Source organism: Microvirga lotononidis (assembly GCF_034627025.1).
Classification (GTDB): Bacteria; Pseudomonadota; Alphaproteobacteria; order Rhizobiales; family Beijerinckiaceae; genus Microvirga; species Microvirga lotononidis.
The window spans coordinates 1,177,148-1,187,500 of record NZ_CP141048.1 but is presented as its reverse complement, the minus strand read 5'-3'; the positions used below and the strand labels follow the sequence as shown (position 1 = coordinate 1,187,500).

The 10,353-nt window shown below is 64.2% G+C and carries 9 protein-coding genes; 5 read left to right on the top strand and 4 right to left on the bottom strand.

Annotated features, from left to right (window positions below):
• The first annotated feature begins 291 nt into the window (after positions 1-291).
• The 3 genes from U0023_RS05590 to U0023_RS05580 all read left to right on the top strand — a co-directional run bounded on the left by U0023_RS05590 (position 292) and on the right by U0023_RS05580 (position 4,408).
• Positions 292-1,275: a TAXI family TRAP transporter solute-binding subunit gene (locus U0023_RS05590; protein WP_009763321.1), complete on the top strand. Its 984-nt coding sequence runs from the start codon at positions 292-294 to the stop codon at positions 1,273-1,275.
• A 75-nt stretch (positions 1,276-1,350) separates the two neighbouring features.
• Entirely contained in the window at positions 1,351-3,522 is a 2,172-nt protein-coding gene (locus tag U0023_RS05585; RefSeq protein ID WP_009763322.1) for a TRAP transporter permease, read from the top strand.
• Between the two features lie 73 nt (positions 3,523-3,595).
• Entirely contained in the window at positions 3,596-4,408 is an 813-nt protein-coding gene (locus U0023_RS05580) for a tellurite resistance TerB family protein (RefSeq protein WP_009763323.1), read from the top strand.
• A 195-nt stretch (positions 4,409-4,603) separates the two neighbouring features.
• On the opposite strand, the gene U0023_RS05575 is transcribed toward U0023_RS05580, so the two are convergent.
• Positions 4,604-5,203 (bottom strand): hypothetical protein, encoded by a 600-nt coding sequence (locus tag U0023_RS05575; RefSeq protein ID WP_009763324.1) that lies wholly within the window; start codon positions 5,201-5,203, stop codon positions 4,604-4,606.
• Positions 5,204-5,412: 209 nt separating this feature from the next.
• Here U0023_RS05575 and U0023_RS05570 point away from each other — a divergent pair, with 209 nt between their 5' ends.
• Positions 5,413-7,221: an IlvD/Edd family dehydratase gene (locus U0023_RS05570; RefSeq protein ID WP_009763325.1), complete on the top strand. Its 1,809-nt coding sequence runs from the start codon at positions 5,413-5,415 to the stop codon at positions 7,219-7,221.
• 27 nt (positions 7,222-7,248) lie between these two features.
• Positions 7,249-7,992: an SDR family oxidoreductase gene (locus U0023_RS05565; RefSeq protein WP_009763326.1), complete on the top strand. Its 744-nt coding sequence runs from the start codon at positions 7,249-7,251 to the stop codon at positions 7,990-7,992.
• A gap of 97 nt (positions 7,993-8,089) precedes the next feature.
• On the opposite strand, the gene U0023_RS05560 is transcribed toward U0023_RS05565, so the two are convergent.
• Genes U0023_RS05560 through U0023_RS05550 form a run of 3 tightly spaced genes read right to left on the bottom strand, consistent with a single transcriptional unit; the run spans position 8,090 to position 10,353 of the window.
• Positions 8,090-9,061: a 2-hydroxyacid dehydrogenase gene (locus U0023_RS05560; protein ID WP_009763327.1), complete on the bottom strand. Its 972-nt coding sequence runs from the start codon at positions 9,059-9,061 to the stop codon at positions 8,090-8,092.
• A gap of 24 nt (positions 9,062-9,085) precedes the next feature.
• Entirely contained in the window at positions 9,086-9,388 is a 303-nt protein-coding gene (locus U0023_RS05555; RefSeq protein ID WP_009763328.1) for a TfoX/Sxy family DNA transformation protein, read from the bottom strand.
• Positions 9,385-10,353, bottom strand: coding sequence for a DMT family transporter (locus tag U0023_RS05550; protein ID WP_009763329.1), 969 nt, complete (start codon positions 10,351-10,353; stop codon positions 9,385-9,387). The genes U0023_RS05555 and U0023_RS05550 overlap by 4 nt, the downstream gene beginning before the upstream one ends.

Sequence of the window (10,353 nt, the reverse complement as noted above, 5' to 3'; positions counted from 1 at the left end):
TAACGAGGGAAGCGTTGACGCCGCCGCTGCTCGCTGTCATGCGGGCTGTCAGAGCCTTGGCCGACATGAATGTGGGGCCAGTTCTTCGTCGGCCATTGCTCACGCTGCCTTGCAGCAGGCGCAGCGTACGAATGATTGCGCACCCAAGACGACGCTCGCGTCGAACGTCCCAACAGTTTTATTCGTCGACGAACAAAGGTTTCGGTTAGACCCGTAGACGCTTAGACGATTCCCGGTAGAGTGAAGCAGAGCCGTATTGCAAGCGGCCGCATCCTTCACCAGGGGAACACAATGTCTATGAAGTTGACCCGTCGCGAACTTGCCAAGATCGGCCTCGGACTTGGAGCTGCCTCGGTTCTCGGGCGCGGCGCCTTCGCGCAGGCCCCCGCCTTCTTCCGGATCGGGACCGGCGGCACCGCCGGCACCTATTATCCGGTGGGCGGTCTCATCGCGAACGCCATCTCGAACCCGCCGCAACTCGTCCTGACGGCCCAAGCCTCGAACGGCTCGGTGGCCAATGTGAATTCCATCGTGTCCGGTGCGCTCGAATCGGGCTTCACGCAAGCCGACGTCGCCTATTGGGCCTATACGGGCACCGGATTGTTCGAAGGCAAGGGCAAGATCGAGGATCTGCGGCTCCTCGCCAATCTCTACCCGGAAAGCATCCATCTCGTCGCGGCCAAGTCAGCCAACATCAAATCCGTCGCGGACCTCAAAGGCAAGCGGGTCTCGATGGACGAGCCAGGCTCCGGCACGCTGGTGGATGCGCGGATCATTCTTGCCGGCTGGGGCATCAAGGAATCGGATGTGAAAGCCGACTTCCTCAAGCCGAACCAGGCAGCCGAGCGCATGCGCGATGGAGGTCTCGACGCCTTCTTCTTCGTCGGCGGCTATCCGACCAGCGCCATCACGGAACTTGCGGCGACGGGCGGCGGCGTCGACCTCGTCCCGCTTGCGGGTCCGGAGGCGGATGCCATCCGCAAGCAATACAGCTTCTTTGCCGCCGACGAGATCCCGGCCGGCACCTACAAGGATGTGAGCGCCGTGAAGACGCTGGCCGTGGGAGCCCAGTGGGTGACCTCGGCCAAGGTGCCGGACGCCGTCGTCTACGAGGTCGTCAAAGGATTGTGGGGCGACAAGACCCGTGCCGCGCTCGATGCGGGCCACGCCAAGGGCAAGATGATCCGCAAGGAGAATGCCTTGGCGGGCGCAGGCATCCCTATCCATGCGGGGGCCGAGCGCTTCTACAAGGAAGCCGGCCTGTTGAAGGGCTGATCTGACCGGATCGACCTGTTCGACCTCTCGCGGCGCACGTCGCGGGAGGTAGTTTGCTTGTGACGAGAGCCCGATATGTCCTCACCCGACGCCCATGTGATCATCGAGAACCGCAGCCTCGAGGAGAAGTTCGATCCCGAGATGCGCTTCCGCCCGCTGCCTCCGGCGACGGCCTGGCTCGTCGCCGGCCTGCTGCTGACGCTCTCGTTCTTCCATTATTATACGGCGGGCTTCGGGCTCCTGCGGGAAGCCACCCATCGCGGCATCCACATGGCCTTCGTGCTGGGCCTGATCTTCCTCGTCTTCTCCGCCTTCAAGAGCGGCCAGGAGCGGATCGCTCCCTCGAGCTGGTGGCGGCCGGGCAGCATTTCCCTGGTCGATTGGGCCCTGGCCGTCGCGGCGGCCGCGTCCAGCCTCTATGTGCCGTGGATCTTCAACGAACTGGCCTTCCGGGTCGGGAACCCGTCCCCGACCGACGTGGTCATGGGAACGATCCTGATCGTCGTCCTGCTGGAGGCGACCCGCCGCTCCGTGGGCTGGCCCCTTCCGGTCATCGCCATCGGCGTGATGCTCTATGCCTATTTCGGCCCTTCCATGCCGGGCATTCTCCAGCATCCCGGCGCCTCGTGGTCGAACATCGTCAACCACCTCTATCTCACGAGCCAGGGCATCTATGGGATCGCCCTGGGAGTCGTTGCCACTTACGTCTTCCACTACGTGCTCTTCGGCGTGCTGGCGACCCGGGTCGGGCTCGGCAAGCTCTTCATCGATCTCGCCACCTGCGTGGCGGGCCGCTTCGCGGGCGGCCCGGCCAAGGTCTCGATCTTCGGCTCGGCCCTGTTCGGCATGATCTCGGGTTCCTCCATCGCCAATACGGTGACCGTCGGTTCGCTCACGATCCCGGCGATGATCCGCGTCGGCTACAAGCGCCATTTCGCGGCGGCCGTGGAATCGGCCGCCTCGACCGGCGGGCAGATCACGCCGCCGATCATGGGCGCGGCCGCCTTCCTGATGGTCGAATTCCTCAACGTTTCCTATCGGACCGTCATCCTGGCGGCTCTCGTGCCGGCCCTCATGCATTTCTTCGGTGTGTTCATGCAGGTCCATCTCGAGGCCAAGCGGGCCGGATTGAAGGGGCTGCCGGCGGAGGAGCTGCCGAAGGCCGCCAAGGTGCTCCGGGAGGGCTGGCAGACGATCATGCCGTTGGCCGTGCTGCTGATCGTCCTGTTCTCCGGCTTCACGCCCTACCTTGCCGCCTTCTGGGGCATCACGGCCTGCCTGGTGGTGGGCGCATCGCGCGTCCCCGCCATCACCCTCGGCTTCCTGGCCGCCATCGTTATCGCCATCGCCACCGGCATGCTCACGCAGCTAACCTTCTCGGTTCCGCTTCTCGGCCTGGTCCTGGCGCTCCTCGTTTATACGTTCGTCAAGAGCGAGGCCGGCAAGGCGCTCGTGCTCGACCTCGTCGACGCCTTCGTGGTCGGCGCGAAATATGCCATCGGTGTGGGGGCGGCGGCCGCGACGGTCGGCATCATCGTGGGCATCGTCACGCTCACCGGCGTCGGCTTCAAGATCTCCTTCATCGTCACGTCCTTCGCCGCTCAGCTGGCTCAGATCTTCATGGATCTCGTGCCGGCGGGTCTTGCCGACATGAAGGGCATGACCCTGTTCTTCACGCTGGTGATGACGGCCGTCGTCTGCATTCTGCTGGGATGCGGCGTGCCCACGACGGCGAACTACATCATCATGGTCACCGTCGCGGCTCCGGCCCTGGGGCTTCTGGGTGTCCAGCCGCTCGTCGCGCATTTCTTCGTGTTCTATTACGGGGTGCTCGCCGATATCACGCCGCCTGTGGCGCTCGCGGCCTATGCGGGCGCCAGCATGGCGGGCGCCGATCCGTTCAAGACCGGCAACACCGCGTTCCGCCTGGGATTGGGCAAGGCGCTCGTGCCGTTCGTCTTCGTCTACGGACCGGCCATGCTCATCGTCACGCCCGAGTTCACGTGGGCGAGCTTCCTGTTCGTCACGGCGGGGGCCGTCATCGGCATCATGTTCCTGTCGGCGGCTTTCGCGGGCTACGCGCTGACGCCGATGCGGGCCTGGGAGCGGTGGCTGATCGGTTTCGCCTCGCTGCCGATCATCGCGCCCGATGTGCAGATGACCCTGATGGGATTGGCGATGGCCGTTCCCGTGGTCGTGTCGCAACTCCTCAAGGCCCGCGGCGCCATGGTGCCGAGACCTGCCTGACGCGCCGGAGAGAACCTGAACTATTCGGCGGTCCTCCCGTTGTTCATTGCTGATGGAACAACGGGAGATCCACATGGTCGACTACAGGAAGCTTCTGGATGCGTTCGTCGGAGCCATTGGGCGTCCCGATCTCCGCAATCCCGGCTCGTCCAGCCAGGCAAGCGTCGGCCAGCAGGCCGAGAGGAGCGTGACGCAGATCACTGGGCAGACGCCCGATCAGCTGCTGCAGAAGGCCAAGGACTTCGCCGCCCAGCATCCGGGCCTGACTCAGACCGCTCTGGTCGGCTTGGCGGGACTTTTGTTCAAGGGAAGGAAGAAGAGCGGCAAGCTGACCGGCAATCTGGTCAAGCTCGGCGGCCTCGCGGTGATCGGCGGGCTGGCCTACAAGGCTTATCAGAACCAGCAGGCCGCGAAGGGCGTAGGCGGGGAACATGCTCATGCGTCCACCGCTCCGGCAGCCGGATCCGGCGAGGCCGTTGCGCAATCGGCGCTGAGCCTGCCGGAAACATCCCGTTTCCATCCGGTTTCACAGACCGAGGACGATGCGCTCCTGTTCCTGCGCACCATGGTAGCGGCAGCGGCCGCCGACGGGCAGATCGATCAGGCCGAACGGTCGCGGATCGTCAAGGGACTGACCGAAGCCGGCATCGACCCCGAGGCGAGCCACTGGCTGGAGACCGAGATGGCGTCGCCTGCCGATGTGGAAGAGCTCGCCGCAGGCGTCAACGATCCGGATAAGGCCGCGCAGGTCTATGCGGCCGCTCGTCTCGCCATCGATCCCGATACGATCCAGGAGCGCGAGTTCCTGCACCAGCTGGCCGAAGCGCTCGACCTCGACCCGTCGATCCGCTCGCAGATCGACGATACGGCCGAGGGCTTGAGCTGAGTTTGATACAGCCGCCGGCATGTAGCCCCATGTGCCATCTAGCCCTACGTGTCATCACCGGCCTCGTGCCGGTGATCCCGCCTCATTAGAGTATCGCACTCTTCCAATCCGGACGGCCGGGACAAGCACGGCCATGATGTAAGGGGCTTACCCGGTCGAAGGGCCCTCTCTCCCGACGGGCAGTTCGCTCGGATCTCAAAGCGGTGAAACACGTCCCAGGGGCTTGATGCTCTGGTACTTGATGGTGGTCTGCGAGCCGCCTTTTTCCTCGTAGCGCTTGGCCAGAACGAAGCCGAGTTCGGGCGAGTAGAGATCGGTGTGCTCGGACATCGTCTTGCCGTCGCCATTAAGGAAGCGGTTGCGCACCACCAGGACGTTGTAGGTGCAGGAGCCGAGATGGACCTGCTCCTGGCCCGTCACAGTCAGTTCCAAAGAAATCAGCCCTCCCACTTTGCCGGGCTGGGAGGGAGAATAGGTCAGAGTGCGGCGTGCTTTCGGTTCGAGGGGAAAGACGGCGCGCAGATCGGACACGGGAATGTTGATGCTCCGGGCCGTATCGTCGAAACGGCTGATCGGAAAGAAGCCGTGATAGTAGATCACATCCTGTTTCTTGCCGCCGGGATATGCGTTCAGCACATGGACGAAATGATCGGAGGCGGGGCGAACCTCCGCGAGCGTTCCCTGCCGCTCCAGGACGAAACCGAGCTTCGCGGTCTGGGCCGTCGGGCAGTCATCGCCAAGAGCCGGAGAGACGAGCAGAGCCGCCAGGATGAAGGGATGAGCGTGTCGAAACATGGCAGAGCTGCCCGGCGTTATCGGATGAAGAACTGCGTCAGGGCGAAACCTGACGAGGAAATTTTATAACAGTATATCGGACCCGGTGGAAAGTGGGTCTTTCCGTCGATCGGAGGGCAGCTACTTTAGTCAGGGGATGGTTGATCTTGGCCACTGTCCTGGATCAAATACCGCCACCGCATTTACGGATGCCCGAAAGGAAATGAAGAATGGCTGAGAGGCCTCACCGTCGCACTCCCGATCAGCTTCGCTCACGGCTTTGGTTCGACAATCCCGACAACCCGGGCATGACCGCGCTCTACCTGGAGCGTTACCTCAATTTCGGCCTTACGGGCAAAGAGCTGCAGGGCAAGAAGCCGATCATCGGCATCGCGCAGACCGGCTCCGACCTGTCTCCGTGCAACCGACATCACATCGAACTCGCCAAGCGCGTGCGCGACGGTATCACGGCCGCCGGCGGCGTCGCCTTCGAGTTCCCGTGCCATCCGATTCAGGAGACGGGCAAGCGCCCCACCGCCTGCCTCGATCGCAACCTGTCCTATCTCTCCCTCGTCGAGGTCCTCTACGGCTATCCGCTCGACGGCGTCGTGCTGCTCACAGGCTGCGACAAGACCATGCCGGCCTGCCTCATGGCGGCCGCGACCGTGAACATTCCGGCGATCTCGCTCAATGTCGGGCCCATGCTCAATGGCTGGCACCATGGCGAACGCACGGGTTCCGGCACCATCGTGTGGAAGGCGCGCGAGCGTCACGCGGCAGGCGATATCGATTACCAGCAGTTCATCGACATCGTCGGCTCTTCCGCCCCGTCCGTCGGCCACTGCAACACCATGGGCACGGCGTCGACGATGAATGCGCTGGCCGAGGCTCTCGGCATGTCCCTGCCGGGCTCGGCAGCCATTCCGGCGCCTTACCGCGAGCGCGGCCAGATGGCCTATGAAACCGGCAAGCGCATCGTCGAGATGGTGTGGGAGGATCTGAAGCCTTCCGACATCATGACCCGCGAGGCATTCGAGAACGTGATCGTCGCCAACGCGGCCATCGGCGGCTCGACCAACGCACCGATCCACATCAATGCGATTGCCAAGCACATCGGTGTGCCGCTCGACAACAACGATTGGGAGCGCATCGGTTTCGAGATCCCGCTGCTGGTGAACATGCAGCCCGCGGGCGAGTATCTGGGCGAGGAGTATTTCCGCGCGGGCGGACTGCCGGCGGTCATCGCCGAGCTGATTGGCGGCGGCAAGATCCACGAGAACGCTCTGACCTGCACGGGCACCACCATCGGCGAGAACTGCACGGGCAAGTTCACCTGGGATCACGACGTGATCCGCTCCTACGACAATCCGCTTAAGGAGAAGGCCGGCTTCCTCAACCTGAAGGGAACGCTCTTCGATTCCGCCATCATGAAGACGAGCGTGATCAGCCCGGAATTCCAGGAGCGCTACCTCAACAATCCGGACGATCCGAATGCCTTCGAAGGCCCGGTTGTCGTGTTCGACGGGCCGGAGGACTACCATCATCGCATCGATGATCCGTCGCTGCACATCGACGAGCATACGATCCTGATCATGCGGGGCGCGGGGCCGATCGGTTATCCCGGTGCGGCCGAGGTGGTGAACATGCAGCCGCCCGGCGCGCTGATCAAGCGGGGCGTTCTCTCGCTGCCCTGCATCGGCGACGGACGCCAGTCCGGCACGTCGGGAACGCCGTCGATCCTTAACGCTTCGCCGGAAGCCGCCATCGGCGGCGGACTTGCGCTGCTGCAGACGGGCGACCGGATCCGCATCGACCTGAACAAGCGCAGCGCCGACATTCTCCTGTCTCCGGAAGAGCTGGAGAAGCGCCGGGCCGATCTGGAGGCACGGGGCGGCTATGCCTATCCGGCGAGCCAGACGCCGTGGCAGGAGATCCAGCGCTCCATGGTCGATCAGCTCTCCGAGGGCATGACCCTGAAGCCCGCCGTGAAGTACCAGAGGGTCGCCCAGACCTTCGGTGTTCCGCGCGACAATCACTGATCTGCCAACAAGGAAGCGGGGGCTGTCATGAACAGACTTCACGGAAAGACAGCCCTCGTCACGGCGGCCGGGCAGGGGATCGGACGCGCCATCGCAGAGGCCTTTCTCCGCGAGGGTGCTACGGTCTGGGCGACGGATCTCGACGTCGGCAAGCTGGAGGGCCTCGAGGGCGCCGAAAAGCGCAGGCTCGACGTGCTCTCGAGCGCCGATGTCGAGCAACTCGTCGCCGAGGCAGGCCCCTTCGACATTCTCGTCAATGCGGCGGGCTTCGTGCATCACGGCACGATTCTCGAATGCTCCGACAAGGACTGGGACTTCTCGTTCGACCTGAACGTGAAATCCATGCACCGGACGATTCATGCCGTTCTGCCCGGCATGCTGGAGAAGGGCCGCGGCTCCATCGTCAATATCGCGTCGGGCGCTTCATCGGTGCGCGGCATCCCCAACCGCTATGTCTACGGCACCACCAAGGCGGCGGTGATCGGCCTGACCAAGGCCGTGGCGGCGGATTTCATCAAGCGCGGCGTTCGCGCGAACGCCATCTGCCCCGGCACGGTCCAATCGCCGTCGCTCGATGAGCGGATCGCGGCGCTCGCTGCGAGTTCGGGACAAAGCCTCGAGACCGTGCGCCAGGCTTTCATCGACCGCCAGCCGATGGGGCGCCTCGGCACGGCCGAGGAAGTGGCGGCGCTGGCCGTCTATCTCGGTTCGGACGAGGCCAGCTACACGACGGGCCATATCCACCTCGTCGACGGCGGGTTCGCGCTTTAACCGTTTCTCTGCTGCAAGGCGGCGGATGAGCGTGCCCTCTACCGTCATCACCGGCACGAGGCCGGTGATGACGTCATCCATTATTCAGACCTCTGCCTCAACCCGCTTTGCCCTTATAGGGCGTCTCCGCCACCGGGGTCAGCGGGCCCTTGCCGTCGAACCATGAGATCAGGTTGTCGGCGACGAGCTTGCCCATGGCGTTGCGGGTATGGACCGACGCGGAGGCGATGTGGGGCAGGAGCACCACGTGCTCCAGATCGATCAATTCCTGCGGCACGCGCGGCTCGTCCTCATAGACGTCGAGGCCGGCGCTCAGGATCGTCCCCGACTTGAGCGCCTCGATGAGCGCCTGCTCGTCCACGACCGTGCCGCGGGCGACGTTGATCAGAACGCCGTTGGAGCCCAAGGCCTTCAGCACCTCAGCGTTGATGAGATGCTTCGTGGCGGCGCCGCCGGGCGTGATCACGATGAGCACGTCGCAAGCTTCCGCAAGACCGGTCACCGTCGGATAATAGGCATATGCCACGTCGTCCTGCTGGGTCCGGCCATGATAGGCGATGCTCACGTCGAAGCCGGAGAGGCGCTTCGCGATGGCCTTGCCGATGCGTCCGAGCCCGACGATGCCGACCTTCCTGTCGCGCAGGGTCGCCGACAGGGGAAAGGAGGCTTTCAGCCATTTCCCGTCCCGCAGGTAGCGATCGGCCTGCGGGATCTTTCTCAACGTTGCAAGAAGCAGACCGAGGGTCAGGTCGGCCACCTCGTCGTCGAGAACGCCCGGCGTATTGGTGACGACGATGTTGCGCCTCGCCGCTTCCTCCGCATCCACATTGTCGTAGCCGACGCCGAAGCTCGAGACGATCTCGGCATTCGGCAGACGGTCGAGGAGCGTGGCATCCACACGGCCGAAGAGCGTGCTGGTCGCTACGCCGCGAATGCGCGGACCGAACTCCTTCAGGAAGGCCTCCTTGTCGTTCTGCTCCCACAGACGATGGAGCGTGAAGGCCTTGTCGAGCGCGTCGATGACGACTTGATTCATCGGCGCGGTCATCAGGATGTCGGTTCGGCTCATGGCGTTTCCTATTGTCGTGTCGGGTTAAAGGGAACAGCGTGCGACGCCGCCCCGGCGAAAGGCTTCGTCGATGATCCGGGCCTGCTGCTGGAGCGCGACCTTCACATCTTGCGGCAGATCGAGCCAGTGACAGCCGCGCAGGGCGGCTTCCAGCGCATAGAGAGCATTCAGGCTCACCTGCCGGGGCAGCATGAATTTCAGGCGGCGATAGGCTTCGACCGATCCCATGGAGCGGAGCTCTCCGACGGTACGGAGCCCGGCATCCGCCAGCCTGCTCTGCGTCACGGGACCGATCCCGGTCAGGGTGTCGATGGCGGCATCACTCACGGGGAAGGCTCCGGCTTTCGAGGCTTCACGCGCTCACGGTAGAGCAAGTAGAGCCCCGATGCGATGACGATGCCAGCCCCGACGAAGGTCCAAGCATCGGGCCAGTCGCCGAAGAGGACATAGCCCAGGATCAGCATCCAGACGATCTGGCTGTAGATGAAGGGCGACAGGATCGCGGCGGGCGCGCGGGCATGGGCGAGGATCAGAAGCCAATGGCCGAACGCCCCGTAGAAGCCCGTCGTCGCCAGCAGAAACCACATGAGGGGCGACGAGGGCGTGGACCACACCCAGGGCAGGGCCGGAGTGACGAAGACGATGCCGGCGACGCTGGAATAGAGCGTGGTCGTCGCAACCGAATCGCTCGATGCGAGCATGCGGGTCACGATGGCGTAGAAGGCATAGGCCACGGAGCCGGTCAGCGACAGCAGGGCGGCAGGGTGCATGGTCCCGAAGCCCGGCCGTGTGATCACGAGGATGCCGATGAAGCCGATCCCGATGGCGGTCATGCGCCCCCAGCCGACGCGCTCTCCGAGAAGGGGCCCGGCGAGCAGGGCCACCAGCAGCGGGGTCGCGAAGATGATCGATTGGGTCTCGACCAGCTGCAGATATTTCAGGGCGAAGAAGTTGCAGATCGTCGAGGCGAAGAGCAGGAACGAGCGCAGGAGCTGCAGCGGGAGGCGGCGTGTCCTGAGGGCTCCGGGCTGGGTCCGCGGATTGATGACCAGGAAGGTGAGAAACGCCGCCGAGACGTAGCGGGCCCAGACCGCCACCATCGGATCGACGGAGCGGTTCACCCATTTGGCCGTCGCGTCGAGGCAGGAAAAGCAGAACAGCGCCACGCACATGAGGGCGATGCCTGCGACCCGGCTCTGGTGCCACGCGGCGATCTTTGGCGGGGAGTGGGTGACGGTGTCGGCCATGGGGAATGCTAGCCGCTTCCCCGCCGCGATACGAATGTCCGTCAC

What these genes read in the sequence shown, in the direction of transcription:
- U0023_RS05590 (WP_009763321.1), top strand. Translation starts at nt 292, where the DNA reads ATGTCTATGAAGTTGACCCGTCGCGAACTTGCCAAGATCGGCCTCGGA.
- U0023_RS05585 (WP_009763322.1), top strand. Translation starts at nt 1,351, where the DNA reads ATGTCCTCACCCGACGCCCATGTGATCATCGAGAACCGCAGCCTCGAG.
- U0023_RS05580 (WP_009763323.1), top strand. Translation starts at nt 3,596, where the DNA reads ATGGTCGACTACAGGAAGCTTCTGGATGCGTTCGTCGGAGCCATTGGG.
- U0023_RS05575 (WP_009763324.1), bottom strand. Translation starts at nt 5,203, where the DNA reads ATGTTTCGACACGCTCATCCCTTCATCCTGGCGGCTCTGCTCGTCTCT.
- U0023_RS05570 (WP_009763325.1), top strand. Translation starts at nt 5,413, where the DNA reads ATGGCTGAGAGGCCTCACCGTCGCACTCCCGATCAGCTTCGCTCACGG.
- U0023_RS05565 (WP_009763326.1), top strand. Translation starts at nt 7,249, where the DNA reads ATGAACAGACTTCACGGAAAGACAGCCCTCGTCACGGCGGCCGGGCAG.
- U0023_RS05560 (WP_009763327.1), bottom strand. Translation starts at nt 9,061, where the DNA reads ATGAGCCGAACCGACATCCTGATGACCGCGCCGATGAATCAAGTCGTC.